Source organism: Herbaspirillum sp. LeCh32-8 (genome assembly GCF_017814915.1).
Lineage (GTDB): Bacteria > Pseudomonadota > Gammaproteobacteria > Burkholderiales > Burkholderiaceae_D > Herbaspirillum.
Map to the genome: position 1 here is coordinate 1 of NZ_JAGIPZ010000017.1, position 17,423 is coordinate 17,423.

At 66.0% G+C, this 17,423-nt stretch carries 11 protein-coding genes; 2 read left to right on the forward strand and 9 right to left on the reverse strand.

Annotation, left to right across the window (positions count from 1 at the left end; all coding sequences use genetic code 11):
* On the forward strand, window positions 1-349 hold a 349-nt coding region (locus tag J8I26_RS20870), incomplete at its 5' end, for a hypothetical protein (protein WP_209609040.1).
* Here the strand turns inward: J8I26_RS20870 and pelG are convergent.
* From pelG to J8I26_RS20915, 9 genes are all read right to left on the reverse strand, one after another.
* Window positions 336-1,706: an exopolysaccharide Pel transporter PelG gene (gene pelG / locus J8I26_RS20875; protein ID WP_209609041.1), complete on the reverse strand. Its 1,371-nt coding sequence runs from the start codon at window positions 1,704-1,706 to the stop codon at window positions 336-338. The genes J8I26_RS20870 and pelG overlap by 14 nt on opposite strands.
* Before the next feature lie 10 nt (window positions 1,707-1,716).
* Window positions 1,717-3,255: a GT4 family glycosyltransferase PelF gene (gene pelF, locus J8I26_RS20880; RefSeq protein ID WP_245200444.1), complete on the reverse strand. Its 1,539-nt coding sequence runs from the start codon at window positions 3,253-3,255 to the stop codon at window positions 1,717-1,719.
* A gap of 68 nt (window positions 3,256-3,323) precedes the next feature.
* On the reverse strand, window positions 3,324-4,370 hold the full coding sequence (locus J8I26_RS20885; protein ID WP_209609043.1) for a hypothetical protein: 1,047 nt from the start codon (window positions 4,368-4,370) through the stop codon (window positions 3,324-3,326).
* A complete protein-coding gene (locus tag J8I26_RS20890; protein WP_348635352.1) occupies window positions 4,360-5,847 on the reverse strand; it encodes a PelD GGDEF domain-containing protein in 1,488 nt (495 codons plus the stop codon). The genes J8I26_RS20885 and J8I26_RS20890 overlap by 11 nt, the downstream gene beginning before the upstream one ends.
* 25 nt (window positions 5,848-5,872) lie before the next feature.
* A complete protein-coding gene (locus J8I26_RS20895) occupies window positions 5,873-6,472 on the reverse strand; it encodes a penicillin-binding protein activator LpoB (protein WP_209609044.1) in 600 nt (199 codons plus the stop codon).
* A gap of 72 nt (window positions 6,473-6,544) precedes the next feature.
* Window positions 6,545-10,690 carry a tetratricopeptide repeat protein gene (locus J8I26_RS20900; protein ID WP_245200442.1) on the reverse strand — a complete coding sequence of 1,382 codons (4,146 nt, stop codon included), beginning with the start codon at window positions 10,688-10,690 and terminating at the stop codon, window positions 6,545-6,547.
* Window positions 10,620-13,562, reverse strand: coding sequence for a bifunctional glycoside hydrolase 114/ polysaccharide deacetylase family protein (locus J8I26_RS20905; RefSeq protein WP_209609045.1), 2,943 nt, complete (start codon window positions 13,560-13,562; stop codon window positions 10,620-10,622). Before J8I26_RS20905 ends, J8I26_RS20900 begins: the two co-directional genes overlap by 71 nt.
* A 434-nt stretch (window positions 13,563-13,996) precedes the next feature.
* Window positions 13,997-14,851, reverse strand: a complete 855-nt coding sequence (locus tag J8I26_RS20910) for a helix-turn-helix domain-containing protein (protein ID WP_209609046.1) — start codon at window positions 14,849-14,851, stop codon at window positions 13,997-13,999.
* Entirely contained in the window at window positions 14,838-15,716 is an 879-nt protein-coding gene (locus J8I26_RS20915; protein WP_245200443.1) for an IclR family transcriptional regulator, read from the reverse strand. The genes J8I26_RS20910 and J8I26_RS20915 overlap by 14 nt, the downstream gene beginning before the upstream one ends.
* A 790-nt stretch (window positions 15,717-16,506) precedes the next feature.
* Between J8I26_RS20915 and J8I26_RS20920 the strand changes: the two genes are divergently transcribed.
* Window positions 16,507-17,412 (forward strand): SDR family NAD(P)-dependent oxidoreductase, encoded by a 906-nt coding sequence (locus J8I26_RS20920; protein WP_209609099.1) that lies wholly within the window; start codon window positions 16,507-16,509, stop codon window positions 17,410-17,412.
* The last annotated feature ends 11 nt before the right edge of the window (window positions 17,413-17,423 follow it).

Sequence of the window (17,423 nt, forward strand, 5' to 3'; positions counted from 1 at the left end):
TGCTCCAACCCTTCTTTTGCTTACTTTTCTTGGCGGAGCAAGAAAAGTGAGCGGCTGCCGGGCCGCCCCCGGCGCTCCCCTCCGACCGGAGAAAGATAGGAATCAAGCCAGTACATCTGCATGCAGCAAGACCAGACTGCCCACACTCCCAACAACAAGCGCCCGTGAAGCGCAACAAACGACGCTGGGTTCCTGCTTTCGCAGGGACGACGGATTAAACGGGAAACTGAGCCCGGATATCGGACGTATCGGACGTATCGGACATATCGTGGATGTCGTGAATAACTCGTCTATCCGGCACACCCAAGACAAGAAACAAGAACACTCAAACCGCATCACTGCAGCATGAACGTCTCATACTCCAGCATCTCCAGCTTGCGCGACAACAGCACACACCCCGCCAACACCACCAGACACACCGCCAACGCAAACCCGAAGCCATAGAAAGTCGGCCCCAGCGTGATCGAGATCCAGGTGAAGACGATGTTCAAGACCACAAACATCGCACACAAACCCAGCACGATCTTGCGCTTGTCCAGATAGAAGAAGACGTTCAAGATGCCCAGCAGCACCACCTGCATGCTGGCTGCGATCACGTCGATGTACAGCAGCGGCAGATACAGCGCCGAGATGCCCAGCCACTTGAGGATGGCCTCGCCGGCCACGATCAGCAGCAGCGTGGCGATGGCCTGGATCTTGATGATCTCGAACAGGCCCAGGCGCACCGTCTGCACCATGCCGTTGCGATGCTTCTCGATGGTCTCCAGCGAAGCGCCGCCGCGCACGGCGTCGTAGAAGGCGTCGTAGTCCTCGACGAAGTCGGTCTCCATGCGCAGCAGGAAGATCGCCATGCCGGGGATGATTGCGAGGTAAGCCAGGAACACCGGCAAGTCATAGATCACCGAGGCGCGCAGCGGGCCGATGATGGCCTGGCTGGTTTCCGGGGTGTACCAGAACATCGCCTTGTCGACCCAGATCGCGGTGTTGTAGAGAAAACCGATTGCCATCAGCGAGGGATACAGCAGCTTCTTGTCGTAGAACTCGAAAGAGATAAAACGGTTGGAGCCGAAGTTGCGCAGGATCAGCGCCATCATCGCCATCAGCAGCACCGCCTGGCCGATCACGAAACCGCCCATCAAACCCTCCAGCCCCAAGCTGCGCAGCGCCAGCGCGGCCAGCACGGTGATGGTGTAGCCGATGGCGTAGATCCAGAAGATCGCCTGGTACTGCCGCATGCCGGACAGGAAGATGGTAGCGATCCAGATGTTGCACATGATGACGAAGGCTGCCAGCAGCAGCAGGCGATACAGCGCGCTCTGCTGCGGGAACAGGAACAGCACCACCAGCAGCGCCAGCGCGCCGCCGACCACCGTGACGGTGAGCGACACCGCGTGGAAGTTCGGCAGGATGGCCTCGTTGTCCTTCTCGAACAGGCGATCGGCGGCGAAGCGCGTCAACGCCAGCTGGAAGATGCCGGTGAAGATCAGCGACAGCGAGATCACATAGGTGATGCTCACCTGGAATTGCACGATGATGGCCTTGGGCATGACCACCGCATAACTCAGCAAGCCGATCACCAGGATGCCGACGATGGACATGATCCACGGGCCCGAGCTGATCAGCGCCGCGTACGAATACGCCTGCATCAGCGACAGCAGGCTGTCGCGCTTCAATATCTTGCGGAGTTCGAATCCGATACCTGCCATCTTTTCCCTCTCAATGCTTCACTGGGCAACGCAACGCGCTCGCGGTCGGCGCGCTCGGCAACGCCAGCGCGTCCTCGTACAGGCGGCGATAGGCGCCAAACACCATGTCCTGCGTGTAAAAACGCTCCACCCGCGCGATGCCCGCCGCCTGCGCCTCGCGCCAGCGCTGCGGATCGGTCAGCAGTTTCAGCGCGGCGTTGGCCAGCGCCTGCGGCTCGGCGATGCCGACCACGTCGCCGGCGGCGCCCAATGCCTTGTCTTCGTCCGACAGGCCGAAGATCAGCTGGCGGCACGATCCGACGTCGGTGGCCACTGCCGGCACGCCGGCGGCGAAGCCTTCCAGCAGCACCAGCGGCAAGGCCTCGCTGATGCTGGAAAGCACCACCAGGCCGATCTTTGGCATGAGTTCATCGATCTTCTGGAAGCCCAGGAACTTGACCTTGTCGGTCAGCCCCAGGCCGTCGGCGATCGCGTGGCATTCCTCGGCGTAGGCCTGGTCCTCGTCCTCGGGGCCGGCGATCCAGGCTTCGGCTTGCGGATAGTGGTTCACCACGGTGCGCATGGCGCGGATGAAGGTCTTGACGTCCTTGATCGGCACCACCCGCCCCAGCAGGCACAGCACCGGCGGGATGTTCTCGCTGCGCTGGGCGCGCAGCTTGGACAGGCGCGGCAGGTCGATGCCGTTGGGGATGTTCATGGTGCGTTCGGCCGGCGCGCCGTCGCTGACCTGGCGCAGGCGGTTGGTCTCGTAGAGCGCCACGATATTGTTGGAGGCCTGGTAGCACAGGCGGCCCAGCGCCTCGAAGAAGCGGATCCACAGGTCGCGGAAGTACGGGATCTGCGAGGCGTCCTTCTCGAACACGTTGCGGTTGTCGCGGATCCACTCGCTCTGGAACAGGTCGATCTTGCGTTCCTTGGTGTAGATGCCGTGCTCGGACAGGATCAGCGGGCGCCCGGTCTGCATCTTCATCAGGCTGCCGAGGAAGCCCGCATAACCGGTGGAGATGGTGTGATAGCACCTGGCCGGGATCATGTTGCGCGCCACGCGCGCCAGCGTCCAGATCGGCAGGTGCATGATGCGCACGGTCCAGAAGTAGTCGACGAAGGACGGGTCGGTGCAGAAGCTGCGGTATTGCTCGGCCAGATAATCCCAGGCCTTCTTGCTGAACAGGAAGGAATCCTGGTCCAACTTGCCGCCGTCGGCCATCTGCGGGATCAGCTCGGCCAGCAGGCCGGTCAGCGCCTCGTGACTGGCGCCGCCGCGGCCGTAGTCGCGGAACTTGGTGTGCAACTCGTCCATCTGCGCGAACGCCGCCGCGTCGCCGCGCGAGCGCGTGACATTGGGCGCGGCCAGATGCTCGTGGATGTAATGGCGCTCCAGGTGCACCACGTTGTCGGGCAGCTGGTACTTGGGCGAACCGTAGTCCTGCGGGCGGCTGCCGATGAAGCACAGGCCGAAGCGGATCTCGGGAAAGCCGCGAATGATCTGATTGACCCAGCTCGACACGCCGCCGCTCACATACGGGAAGGTGCCTTCCAGCAGCAGCATGACGTCGCAGTCGGCGGCGCGGCGCTCGTAAGGATCGGCTGCGGCCTGGGTGGAAGTGGTGACTTGGTTCATGCGGGCCTTCGATTGGGATCCGGGCGGCCGCCGACGGCGCGCCGGCCATGGCGCCAGAAACGGTGCAACTGCGGATTGGAGGAGACGCTGGGGTTGTAGGCCATCTCGATGAAGAGCTTGCGCACCTGCTCGTAGTCGCGCTCCAGGTAGCTCAGCTCGGCCAGGTAGGGCAGCAGGCGGGTGCGCGAGAAGCCGTGCTCGGAAGCGTTCTGCAGCGCCTCGGCCGAGCCTGCGGCATTGCCTGTCATCAGCTCCAGGCGCACCAGCATGAACCACAGGCCGGGCTGTTCCTCGTTGATCGCCAGCGCCGCCTTGGCGTGCTCGCGCATCTGCGCGCAGGAATAGTTGAGCAGGTCGCCCTGCACCAGGTTCTGGTAAATCAGTTCCTGGTACAGCTCGGCCACCTGCCGGTGCATCAAGGCGCGCGCCTCGTCGTCGGGCGCGGACTCCAGCCGCGCGCGCAGCTCGACGATGCGCTGGGTGATCTTCTTTTCCTTGCCGTCCAGGATGCCGTAGGCCAGTAAGCGTACGTCGTCGGCCGGGTCGGCCAGCAGGTTGCGCAGCGACTCGCCGCTGGCGCGGGTGGGCGTACTCTGGATCGCCACCAGGGCGTTGAGGCGCTTGTCCACCGGCGTGCCGAGATTGCTCAGCTGCGCGCGCACGCGGTTGCCGGAAAAGCCGCTGCCTTCGCGGCGGCGCACGGTGATGAATTCCGGCGCCTCGGTGGTGTCGAAATGATCCGCCGCTTCGTCCTTGGGCCACAGGATGCCCACCGCCAGCGCCACCACCGCGCACAGCAGTCCCACCACCGGCATGAAGAAGTTGAAGAAGAACAGATACGCCAGCAGCCACTTGCGCGGATGGCGGTAGCGCTGCGGCACCAGCAACGCGATGGCCAGTGCCAGCAGCGCGCTGGACGCCAGGTGCAAGGCCAGGTAGCCGCTGATCGCCGCGAAGCCGATGCTGCCGGCGCCGCCGTGCAGCAGCATGCCGATGGAGGCGACCTCGAAGGAGATACCGGCGATGGTAAATTTATAAAGCACAGCGTTCCACCAGGTTGGGCAGCAGGCGCGCCGGGTCTTCCACGCCGATCGCCGCGGTGTGCGCCTCGGCATAGTTGGACAGGAACTTGTTGCCGAACTGCGCGTGCGACACCGTCTCCACCCGCATCAGATAACCATCGACGGCCGCCGCGCCCGACAGCGGCAGCAGCGTCATCAGCACGTTGCGGTTGCCGGACTTGTAGCTCCAGACCACGTCGGCGGCGCGCTTGAGGCGTCGGATCTGGTCGAACATGTCGCGCGACAGGTCGTCGTCGCCGAACACCAACGCCACCAGCGAAGAGTCGATACCGGTGTTGCGCTTCAAATGATGCAGGCGCACCACGTCGACCGCCAGCTCCGGCGGGCAGGTCGGCAGCTGCTGCAGGATGGCGCGCGAGGTCGCGCCCACTTCGATGCCGTCGGCGTAGTAATCGATCAGCACCGACATCAGCTGCAGCGTGTCTTCGTTGAGCGCCACGAACGGCAGCGCCTCCACCAGCAGCAGGCCGAACAGCTTGCCCTCGAAATTCTCCAGCGGCGCGACCACCAGATAGCGGCTCTGGTTGCGCAGCGCCTGGTTCACGCTCTCGGTCTGCACGTGCGCCAGCTTGCGCTGTTGCAGCGCGTATTTCACCAGCGGATCGTCGCCCGCGAATTCAGGCATCTTGCCCACCGCAGCCACCGGCTGGGCGACCACATTGCCCTGCGCGTCCAGGGTATGCACTGCAGCCGCCTCGACCTGGCAGCTTTGCACCAGGATCTGCAGGAAGGCCTCCGGCGCCGGGATCTTGGACGGATCCAGCATGGTCTGGGTGAGGGTCAGCGCGCGCATGCGGTCCAGCGATTCACGCAGCGTCAGCGGTTTGGAGAGCAGATCCTGCTCCAGCCGCTCGTGCGACAGACGCAGCAGGAAGTGGTTCTTGGTGAGCATGGTCAGGCGCTCATCCAGGTAGGCATTGATCGCCTTCAGGCGACGGCTGCGCGCATTCCAGACTTCGGCGAACTGTCCGCACAGCAGGGTCAGGATCAGGCCGCCCAGGAAATAAGGCTGCGGAAAGGCTTCTGCCGCCGACACCACCGCCTGCGAGGCATCGGCATGGATCTGGTGCACCAGCACATACCAGCCGGCCAGCATGGTGGCCACCGCGATCACGCCGATCGCGCTGCCGTAGCGCATGGCCAGGATCGCCGGCACCAGCCAGATCCAGGGAAACTGCGCGGCAATGCCGAACGGGTCTTCCGGTGCGATCCAGTACGACAGCGCCACCGCCGCCAGCACGAAGAGCACGGTCTCGACGATGCGCAGCGCCGCCTTGCGCGGCGAGCCGCTGTCGGTGTCGAAATGGGTGAATACCCTCGACCAGAAGTTCAAGCGGCGCCTGGTCTTGCCGACCAGCGGCTTGGCGTTGCCTGCCAGCCGCTGGCGCGGTGCGCCGATCGGGCTCTGGGCCGCCGGCTTGCTTTCGATATCGCTCACGATGCAGTCCTGAACTGACGAGGGCTCAGGGAGCCGGGGCCGGGGTCGCCTGCTCGGCGTCCTGCGCCGAACGCTGCAGCGAGGTCAGCGGCGAAAGCAGCGTGCGCGAGAGCTTCTGCGCCACGGCCGACAAGGCTTCACGGCTCCAGCCGCTCTTGCCGCCGGCGGCCGACCACACCACCTTGCCGGTGGCGACTTCGACCAGTTGCAGTGTCAGGCCCACGGCCGGCTCGCCGTCGATGCCGACCTTGTAGCGCCACTCATCGACGGTGCCGGTCAGCGCGTAGCTGAGGTTCTCAGAACGCGCCCATTCCAGGGCGGCATCCATCTGCTTGCGGTCCATCGGCTCGAACAGGGTTTCGTTGTTCAGCGTGGCCGGGTAGTGGCGCAGGTTGGCGCCGCCCCGCGCGCGCAGGATGCTCTCGGCGATCGCTTCGGCGCGCAGGCCGGCCTGCGGCGTCTCGGTGTGGTTGGCGAACGGCAGCAGGCCCCACTGACCGTTGGAAGCCAGCACCGGCGCGCGACCGATGTCGGTGGTGGTGCAGGCGGCCAGGCCGACGGCCAGCACCGCGGCTGCTGCCAGGCGCAGCAGACGAGACAGGCTGAAGATGGTTTGGTTTTTCATGTTGGTCACCGTTGGTTAGCGATGGGTTGAGACAAATAAACGAAAGGCATGATCAATGAATACCGGCCGCAATCAATACAGCCACTTGTACAGCACACTGAGTTCGAAACCGCGCTGCGGCGTGTTGGGCGTGGCGCTGGTGCTTTGCACGGCGATCGACAGCACGTCCTGGCCGATCACGCTGCCGGCCGCGCCGGCGCGCAGGTTGCGCCCCCAGCCGATATCCGAGGTGCGAGTCATGCCGATTTCGGCATACGGGCGCCAGGCGCGGGTGTAACTGCTTTCGACCACGGTGCCGGCGCCCAGGCTGATGCCATAGATGCGCGAATCCAGCGGCATGTAGCGGAATCCGGTCGGATCATTGCCGGCCGGGACCAGGCGTGCGATCTGATCGTCCGAGGCGCCATTGTCGACGAACTTGGCATCGCTCACGTAGGTGCGCAACGTCAGGTTGGGATACTCCACCCGGAAGTGTGTGCCGGCCTCGAGATTGAGCGTGCGTCCGCTGCCCAGCGAGGTGCCGGCTTGCGTCGTGTAGCGCTGGTACCCGCCGCCGAAGCGCAGGTACTCGGTGCGGCTCAGCAGCAGGTTCAGGTTGAGCTCGCCGCCGTAGCGTTTGGCGCCCACGCGCATGAGCGCCGAGTCGGTGGCGGCCAGGTTGTAGCCGCCGTTGCCGGACAAGGTCAGCTTGGGCGTGAGTTGCTTGGAAAACTCCAGACGCAGGCCGTTGAAGGAAGACATCGCGTCGCGATGCTGCAGGCCGACGCTGACGAAGCCGTCCTCGATGCGCCGGCGCAGCGACAGCTCGAACAGCTTGTCCACCGACGGTACATCGCCCAGCAGCGTGGCGTCGTCTACCGTCTGGTGGCGCTCGGTGTAGTTGAAATACAGCTTGGTGCCGGGCGTCAGCGTAAAGCCGGTGGTGACGTCGTAGCGCTTGGTCGCCAGCGGAAACTCGCGGCTGGAGGTATAGCCGGCGGAGAACTTGGCCGGCTCGTCGGTGACCAGGTTGGTCAGGCGGTTGTGCAGCTCGTCGTCGGCCGGCAGGCGGTCCAGCTGGTCGAACGCCAGCGTCTGCGCCAAGCCCACTCGGCCGGCCACGCGCGCCGCTTCGATGCGGTCGTACATGGGCAGCCAGTCGGCCAGGTTGTCGAGCATGTTGTTCAAGCCCTGGCGATCGTCCGCCGCCAGGGCCAGCGCCAGCTCGCCCCACAGCGGGCGGTCCAGCTCGCGCGCGAAGCGGGTGGCCAGCCAGGCGCGCGCCAGGTCGGACTCGCCGGTGTTCATGGCGTAGGCCAGCGCCAGCTCGCGCACGCTGGAGGACAGGCGCGCATCGTCGCGCGGACGCTGGCCGGATTCCGAAGTCGGCGCGAAGAGCGCGTCGGGCCCCTTGTCCAGTCGGGCCGCAATGCCTTCGCGCTCGCCGCGCTCGCCGGCGTCGCGACGTGCGGCGGCTTCCATTTCCTTCAACAGGGTCGGGCCGTCGGCCGGCGGCAGGTTCTTGTCGGCCGGCGCGACGAGCCTGGTGGCATCGCTCTTCAACAGCGCCTGCAACACGCGCAGGCTGGCGTCGGACTGCATGAACAAGGGCGACAGCGCCGCCAGGCGGTCGCGCCATTCCTTCAATTGGTTGGGCGGGATGTTGCGCAACACCTTGGGGTCGCGCAGCTCGAACCACGCGCGGCGGCGGATGCGCCAGGCCAGGTCGGGCTGGCCGGTGGCGTCCAGCGCCTCGGCGTAGCTCATCAGCCAGAGGTAATCGTTCTGCGGGAAGCCGGACTTGCGGAACCAGTGCAGCGCCACGTCCTGGCGGTTCAGCGACATGTTGGCGGCGGCGAACGGGCCCCACAGCTGCGGCAGGGTCTCGGCCTCGCCGGCCCACAATTGCAGCGCGCGCTTCAACAGTTCGGTGTCGCGCCCGGCGATCAGCACCCAGATCAGCTCGGCGCGCACTTCGGCCGAACGCGGGCGCAGCGTCAGCGCCGCGGCCATGTCGGCGCGCGCGCCGGGCAGGTCGCGTCGCAGCTGCTTGATGGTGGCGCGCACGGTCAGGTAGGGCACGTTCTTTTCCAGCAGCGCGTTCTGCTGCGGGGTAATGCTGTCGATGAAGGCTTGCGCGCCGTCGAGGTCGTTGATGCGCTGACGATAAGTCAGCGCCTGCACCGCGAAGTTGGCCACGCCGGTACGACGGAAGCCAAACTCGGCCAGCTCGGCGGCGGCGCGCGGTTGCTCCTCCTGGATCACGCCCATCATGTTGCTGATGTCGCCCTCCTCCGCCTTGTCGGAGGCCAGCAGCTTGTCGTAGCCCAGGCGCGCCTCTTTCTCGTGCTCGAGGAAGCGCGCGACCTCGGCATAGGCGCGCCAGAAATCGGTATTGCCCACCGGCGCAGCGGTGGCGGCGTCGTTGAGGATGGACATCGCATCTTCGATGTGGCCGTTCAGATAGAGCTGGTTGGCGGCCAGCAAGGCGTTGCCGGCAGTGGCGCCGAACTCCTGGCGTTGCTGGCGCAACAGCGCCAGCGCGTCGGTATCGCGGCCCATGCGCAAATACAGCCTGGCCAGCGCATCCATCTCGGCGTTGCGCTCGGTGGCGACTGCCTGCCCACGCCCGGCGCTCTTCTTCAGGCTGGCTTCCAGCAACGCGGCGGCGCGGTCGGCCTGGCCGATGTTTTCATACTGGGCCACCAGCTGATTGAGCCACTTGGGGTTGCCCGGGTCGACGTGCATCTTGTGCTGCAGGGCCTCGACCACGATCTCTTGCTCGAAGGTGCCTTCGGCGATGCGCAGCACGTTGTCCCAGGCCGCCTCGTCGTTGGACAGGCGGGCGTAGGCCAGCCACTGCGGCGTGGCCTGCTCGGGCACGCCGCTCCACTCGCTGACCTCGGCCAGGCGCTTGCGCCAGGCGGCGCTGTCGGGCTTTTGCCGCACCGCCGACTGCGCCAGCAGGCGCGCGTCGACCAGGTTGCGGTTGCCCAGGAAGACGTTGAAGGCCAGCGTGTAGATGTCGTCGTCGAACGGCAGCCGGGCGATGTCGCGGCTGGCGGCCATGTCGGCTGCGGTGGGCTGGCTGGGGTCGCCGGCCGGGCGCGCCATCACGGCGGCCGGCCTGGCATCGGCGGCAGCCGTGCGCAGGATGCGGCCGTCACGCAGGGCGTCGCGCATGCGCAGGCGCAGCTCGTGCGGCGAATGCAGCAGCGCCTGCGTCAGGCGCAGCGAGCGCGTGAAGTCGCGCATGCTCTGGAAGTGCACCTGGGCGTACGCTCCCTCGCCGGCGCCGGCCAGCGGCGTGCCGCGCAAGTTCATGGACAACTGCAGCAGCTGCTTCACGTAGCGCTCTGCCGCGTCCGGACGGTTGGCGGCCTGCGCCAGTTTGGTCAGGAACAGCAAGGTCTGTTTGTCCTCGGCCAGCGGGCCCAGGTTGGCGTCGGCCGCGGCCAGCGCTTCCTGGTACAGGCCGCCGGCCTGCAAGTTGCGCAGCGCGGTCATGAAGTTGTCGCGGCGTGCCTCCAGCGAACCGGCGCTCTTCATGGCCAGCAGGTAGAAGGCGGCGCTGCTGCGGTAGTCGCCCAGGCCCAAGCTTTCGCGCCCCATGCGGATCGCATCGGCGTTGGGCATGGAGGCGGTCGACTGGTCGGCCAGGATGCGCGAGAAGGCGACGTGCGCCGCCTCGGTGTCGCCCAGGGCCAGCGCGTCCTGCGACAGTTGCAGCCATTGCTGCGAGGTCAGCGGATAGGTCATCAATTGCTGCAGCTGGCCGCGCAGTTGCGCGATCTGGACGGCGCGTTCGGGTGACTTCTCGGGCAGCGCAAAGGCCTCCTGCTGGCGGATGCGGTATTCCAGCCAGGCGGCGTCGACCCGCGCCGACGGATCCGTGCCCTGCTGCAGCAGGGCCAGGTTCTGGCGCGCCTCGGCGTATTGGCCCAGGCCGATCATCTGGCGCACCAGCTCGGCGCGCAGCGAGGCGTTGCCGGGCTGCGCCTTGAGGAAGACCTTGAGGTACTCGATCGTCAGCTGGTCCGGACGGCCGCTCGCGTTGGCCACCTCAAGGCGCTGTTGCAGCGAGACCTTGGGATAGACGAGGGCGAACACCGTCCCGGCCGCCAGCGCGAAGCCGGCGATCGTCCAGGGCGAAAACAGCCTCAGCCGTTCATAAGGTGCATTGAACGAGTACCAGGTGCCTTGTTGTCGCGAGTTGGGCGTTTGCGGTGCCGATGTCATATTGGTGAACTGCGGACTTGCTTGTGAAATTCTTGGCCCACGACTGGGCGGCGATGGAGGCCGAGCTGCCGCGCGCGAGCGGCTTGCCGTCGGCGCTGGCGCTGCATTGCTTGGCGCCGCTCACGCTGAAAGTCGAGGCGCCGTTGGCGGCCAGCGTGAAGCTGAGCTCGGCCTTGTTGCCGTTGACGGTGCGCTTGAAGTCGCCGACCTGGCCGCCGGCTTCCAGCAGCATCGGCAGCGCGGCCTGCGGCGCGGCGGCAGCGCGTTCCTTCAGGCGCACTTCGCCGGCGGCAGCGATCAGGTAACGGTCGCTCGGGCCCGGGGCGATGCCGGCCACGCCCGGCGCCGACAGGTCGTACTCGGGCGCGCCGTCGGGAATGCGCAGCGTACGCAGGTGGGCGCCGGTGCGATAGACCAGGGTGCCGTCGGCGGTGCGCGCCACGCTGGTGTTTTCGAAATCGATCACCTTGCGGATGTACTGCGACACGAACAGGCGCGTGAACGGCTGCACCTGGGCCCAGCGGTGGATCTTGTGCAGCGCCGCCACCGAGGCCGGCTTGGTGCCGGCGTAGAAATGGTAATAGATGTCCACCGCCTTGAAGCGGATCGGCTCGCCGGTCAGCTCGTAGCTTTCGATGGCGCGCTCGAAGCCGTAGAACGGGCCGGTCCAGTTGCCGGTGTAGACGTTCTCGTCCTGGTTGGGCGCGAACACCTGGTACCAGCCTTCCTTGCGCACGCCCTGGGCGGCGATGTCGGTCCAGCTCTTGCGGCTGTTGGTGATCATGGTGTCGCCGCCGTTCATGTTCAGGTAACCGTCCAGGTACACCTGGGCAATCGCCTCGGGCGGCGGTACGCAGTTGCCGGTCCACAGGAAGATCTCGGCCTTCTTGCCCGGCGGCAGCAGGGTGTTGTTGATGTAGTCCATCGAGCCCTTGATCTCACGCTGCAGGTTGAACTTGTAGTTCGGGATCTCCAGCGTGTGCGAGGCGTCGCCGTCCATCTGCGTGATGTCGGCGCGGCTGGTGCCGTGCATGGCGTCGGCCCAGCTGAACGGGTGCGAGAACGAATGGCTGGCCGGCTCGATGTAAGGCAAGGTATACATCTTGCGCGCCAGCGCGGTGGTCTGTGCCGACAGCTTGGGATAGACGCCCTGCGGGCTCAGCTCCCCCTCCACCACCGAGACGGTGACGGGGAAACGGTACTTGTCCCAGATCTCGCGCTGCAGGACTTCCACCGCGAACGGCGAGCCGGGGTATTCCGCCTTGGAGGGGAAACCGTCGCCGTCCAGGTGACTCATCATGATGCGGCGGCCGCCTTCGGTGGTGACGTCGGGCACCGGGATGTCCGGCAGGCGCAGCGCGCGCTTCAGGAAGCTCAGCGGCTGCAGCACCCAGCGCGGCGGATCCAGCACCGGCAGCGTGGTGGTGGCGAACGGCGCCAGCGCAAAACCGCCCCAGGGCGTGATCGCGGCGGCGTCATAGGTGTTGTTGCGGTTGTCCTTCATGCGTAGCAAGGACTTGGCGTTGGGGTCGGTCAAGCGCACGTATTCCAGCTGGGTGCGGTCCACGCGCGGCTTGGTCTCGAAGCCCATCAGCTCGGCATCGGCTTCGGTCACGCTCAGCTTGTCCGGCGCCGGCGCCGAGAAGCTGGTCAGGCCCAGCATGCCGGCGGTGATCTTGGTCATCTGGAAGCCGAAGGCGTTGAAGATCGCCACCGGCACGCCTTCCTTGATGCGCGCGTTGATCCACGGTCCCAGGCGCTGATGGTCGATGCCGCTGCGAAACCAGGTCACCACGCCGGCATAGCGCCCGGCCAGCGGTTCGGTGGGCAGGCCCTGGCGGCCGACCTCGCGGAACTCGTAGCGCAGGCCCAGGTGATTCATCTGGATGCCCAGGAAGCGCTGCGCCTCGCTGGTGTGCAGGTCGTCGCCCTCGGCCAAGTCGAGCAGCACCAGCACGTTGCGCGGCACCAGCTCGACGCTGGAGACGCCGATCGACATCAGCGAGCCGTCGGCCACCCAGGGGATGAAGCCGTGCGTGGAAATCTTCTTCGCGGTCTCGCGCGCCAGATCGCGCGCGCCCGGCTGTTGCGGATCAACGTAGTCGATCGAGATCACCGGCAGGTGGTATTTGTCGCGCACGGTTTCCATCTGGCCCAAGAGCCAGGCGCGGTCGTTTTCCGGCACCGGGCCGTAGCTGCGGCGACCGGCGTCATAGCCGCGATACAGTGACTCGGCGGCCACGGCATAGGTCAGCGGCGCGATCTCCGGCAGCAGCTCGAAGCCGCGGTTGAGGAACAATTTGGCCTCGGGATAACGGCGCTTGAACTCGCGCAGCGTCTCCACCATGGCGGCGGTCTGGCGCGCGCGTTCGGCGTCGGTCTTGGCGAACAGCTGGTAGGAGTCCAGCGTGTCGAGGAAGAAACCGCGCCAGCCCTGGGCCCACAGCGGGGCGATGATCTTGTCGAGGAAGAAGTCGCGCCAACCCGGCGCGGCCTGGTCGATCACACGGCTGCCCCAGGCGGCATTGTCGCCGCGCAGCAGGCCAGACGGCAGTTGCTTGTAATAGGGACGCGAGGGCTGCACCTCGCCCAACGAGACATACGCGAACAGTTGGTGCACGCCGTCGGCGGCGGCGCGGGTGCGCACGGCGGGATGGCTGACGAACTCGGGCTCGACCACCGCCACGTCGAAAGCCTGCAGGTCGGCCAGCGGGGGATTGGGACCGTAATAGAAAGCGACTGAAGCGGGCGCGTCCGCCGCCGGTGCGGCCGGCGAGGTCTGCGCCGGCGCCGAGCCGCTCAACAGCGCGGCGCCGCCTGCGGCCAGCCCCCACAGCAGCACGCGCAAGCCGCGCGCACTCGCCTTCACCATCCGCAGCCAAGCAGATCCCTGTTGAGCGCTTCCCGCCACGCCCCCTCCTTATTCATTAGTTGATCGACAACGATTTCCGCATCAGACCATTGATGAGCCGGGGCGAAAATCCGGAAATTCCTGATCTGAACGAAAAATCAGCAAAATCCGGAAGTGTTTCCCAGTAAAAACTACTGCGGAAATACCGAATTCTATCTATTTTTTACGAAGCGAATTATATTGACTTATTGACAATATTATTGAGGGTCAGGACAAAAATCACAGACTTGTTGTCGAATTAATACTATTTTATTGTTATCAGGCAAGCTACCGCGCCACGCCAGGGCGGTCATGTCCGCGCCGCCCGCTGCGTACTTGCCCCGCATTAACGCGCGAAAGCGCAGCGACCGCAAGCTCGACAGGAGCCCGCGTCGCCAGATCAAGGATAGGGGAAATCAGAACAGGCTGCTGTCGATGCCTTCGCATTCGAGGGTCAACAGGCGCGCGGTCTTCATCAGCGCCGGCGCCAGCTCATCGCGGATCATCACGCGATCCGGCAACGGCCCCACCGCGCTGCAGTTCAGGCCCATCGATAGCGGCGGATTGCCCAACGCCAGCGGCACGCTAATGGCGAAGGTGTCGCGCTGGTATTCACCGGCGGCCAGGCAATAGCCGTGGGTATCGAGGTCGCCGAAGGCGCGCTCCATCCTGGCCACCACCTGCGGCCCATGCTCACCGCTCTTCTTCCAGATGCCAAACAGCAGGCGCTGGCGCTGTTCGGGCGGCTGCGACCAGACATACGCGCGCCCGATCGAGCTGAGCGCCATGGGCACGGTGCGTCCCACGCCCAGGCGCAACGTGGCGATCTTGCTGCCGTTGCAGTACTGGATGTAGACCATGTCGAGCTGGTCGGCCACGGCCAGGCCGACCGACATGTCGAAGCGGTCGGCGAAGTCCTGCATGATCTCGCGCGCCACGCGCGGAGCCGGGCTGTTGGCCAGGTACTTGTGCCCCAACCGCAGGCCGCGCACGCCGATCTGCACACGCACGCCGTCCGGGGCGCGGTCGAGATAGCCCAGCGCCACCAGCGTCGCCGTCAGGCGCGACACCGAGGCCTTGGAGTAGCCGGTGCGGCGCACCAGCTCGGCATGGGTCAACGGCTTGGCGCCGCCGTGGAATACCTTCAGCAGCAACAGCGCGCGCTCCAGCGTGTGGGTGCCGGCCGAAGCTTCGCCGGCGGCGTCCTCGCGCACCACGTCGGGCAAGGTCGCATCGGCCACGCGGGCACGGGCGGCCTCAACCCGGCGCACGTTGCGCCTCCATCTTCTGCAGCTGTCGCCCCATGGCCAGCAGTTGCGGTCCGGCGCGCTGCTCCACGCGCGCCTTGGTGAGCGTGCGCGACTGACCGGCGCACAGCAGCACCATGGGCAGGCGATCGGCCAGCTGCAAGGGAGTGGCGACGACGGTGATATCCGGCCCCCAGTCGCCGGTGGACACGCAATACGACTTCTCGGCGATCTGCGCCTCGGCCTCGGTCAGTTTCTGGCGCACCGCCATCCAGTCGTCGCGCTTGTGATAGGGCCGCATATGGTCCAGCAGATAACCGCGCTCGTTCTCGTGCAGGCAGGCCAGCAGCGCCCAGCCTACCGGCGAAGATGCCATCGGCATGTGCTCGCCCACGCCCAGGCCGACGGTGGCGGCGTTGGAGGCGCTGTGGCAGTTTTCGAAGAACACCATGTCCAGCCCGTCGCGCCCGGCCAGCGCCACGAACACGCCGTTGTCGTCGGCCAGCTTCTGCATCAGTGGGCGCGCCTGCAGCACCACGTCGGTATCGACCATGGCGGCGAATCCCAAAGTCAGCACCGCCACCGCAAGGCGGTACTTGCGGCGCTGTTCGCTGTAGGTGAGGTAGCCCAGCGCGGTGAGCGTCTGCGCCAGGCGCGAGACGGTGGCCTTGGGCAGGCCGGTGCGCAGGGCGATGTCCTGGTTGGCCAGCCACTCGGCCTCGCCGAGGAAGGCATCGAGCACGGCGAAGCCGCGCTCGATGGGCTTGATGATGCCCTGCGCCGCGGCGTCGCCGCGAAACTCGGGCGGATTGGGTGCGCGCAGGACGATGCGCACATCCTTGCGCACGTCGCGGCGACGACGCGCCGGGCCGGCTGCGGCCGCCTTCAAGTGCGGTCTCCCGGCGGCGGGCGAAGCGGCGCAAACGCGATGGCGAAATTCACTGGGTCTCCTTGCGGCGCATCGTCGTGGATGCGCATCGATATCTTCACGCCCGGCCGCGCCGGTCATTCACCGCGCGGCGATCGGGCAAGCGCCTTGTGCTGCTCCTGCCTGTTGCTCCTGTCTCTTGACGACACCATGCGACAGCCTGCGCGGCAGGGTCAACCGATGAATATTTTATGTTCCGTACTTTGAAATTTTCAATCGTGTTTTGAACAGCGAACGCCGTATGCTGCGCCGCGCCAGCGGATTTCCGGGCGGCATATGCAGTCGCTGCTCCGCGCACATGGCCTGCTTCATCGCATCAGCGACCCGACAGATTATTTTGTTGCGCACTGCAAGATGCAGCCGTGCAACGCTGCGAGCTGCGGCGACACGATTTGAAAGACATTCCACGATTCCGATATACGGAACAGCCGCAAAAGCCTGCTTGACACCCCTTCCCGGCTTCCAGACTATACGGTCAACGCAGCACCGGAAGCGTCCGTCGACAGGACGCGGCATACCGGAAGAACACCCAGAACCAAGCAAGAGAGACACGCCGACCATCGCCCGCCCTGCGGCGCGATGGCGACGACGGCGACAAACCTATAACGCCGGCGCCAAGCCGGCACGCCGCCATCAACAGCCAACCGAAACGAGCACGCGGATACCTCGCGGGGCGCAGCTTCGCCCGCACCATTTGCCTGCCGCTTCACCGATGTTTCAGAACAGGGAAAGAGTCATGAGCAATGAACGCATGCTGGACGGCAAGGTCGTCATCGTCACCGGATCGGGCGGCGGCATCGGGCGCGAGATCGCGCTGGCGATGGCGCGCCAGGGTGCAGCCGTGGTGGTCAACGACATCGGCGCCTCGCTTGCCGGCGAAGGCGGCAGCGCCGGGCCGGCCCAGCAGGTGGTCGACGAGATCAAGGCATTGGGCGGGCGCGCCGCGCCCAACACCGACAGCGTGGCCGACGCCGCCGGCGCCGAGCGTATCGTCGAGCAGGCGGTGCAGACCTTCGGTCGCATCGACGCCGTGGTCAACAACGCCGGCATCCTGCGCGACGCGCTGTTCCACAAGATGAGCGGCGACGAGTGGGATGCCGTGCTGAAGGTGCACCTGTACGGCGCCTACAACGTCAGCCGCGCCGCGGCGCTGCACTTCCGGGAACAGAACTCGGGCAGCCTGGTGCACATGACCTCCACCTCCGGCCTGATCGGCAACCTGGGCCAGGCCAATTACTCGGCGGCCAAGCTGGGCCTGACCGCACTGTCGAAGTCGATCGCGCTGGACATGCAGAAATTCAACGTGCGCTCCAACTGCATCGCGCCCTTCGCCTGGAGCCGCATGATCAGTTCAATCCCGGTGAAGAACGAGGAACAGCAGGCGCGGGTGGACAAGATCAAGCAGATGACGCCGGACAAGATCGCGCCGCTGGCGGTGTATCTCGCCAGCGATGCCGCAGCCGAGGTCAATGGCCAGGTCTTCACGGTGCGCAACAACGAGATCTTCCTGATGAGCCAGCCGCGCCCGTTGCGCTCCATCCATCGCGATCACGGCTGGACTCCGCAGACCGTGGCCGAGCATGCGATGCCTGCGCTCAAGGCCAGCTTTGTGCCGCTGGACCGCTCGGCTGACGTGTTCCAGTGGGACCCGGTGTAAGCGGACGACGC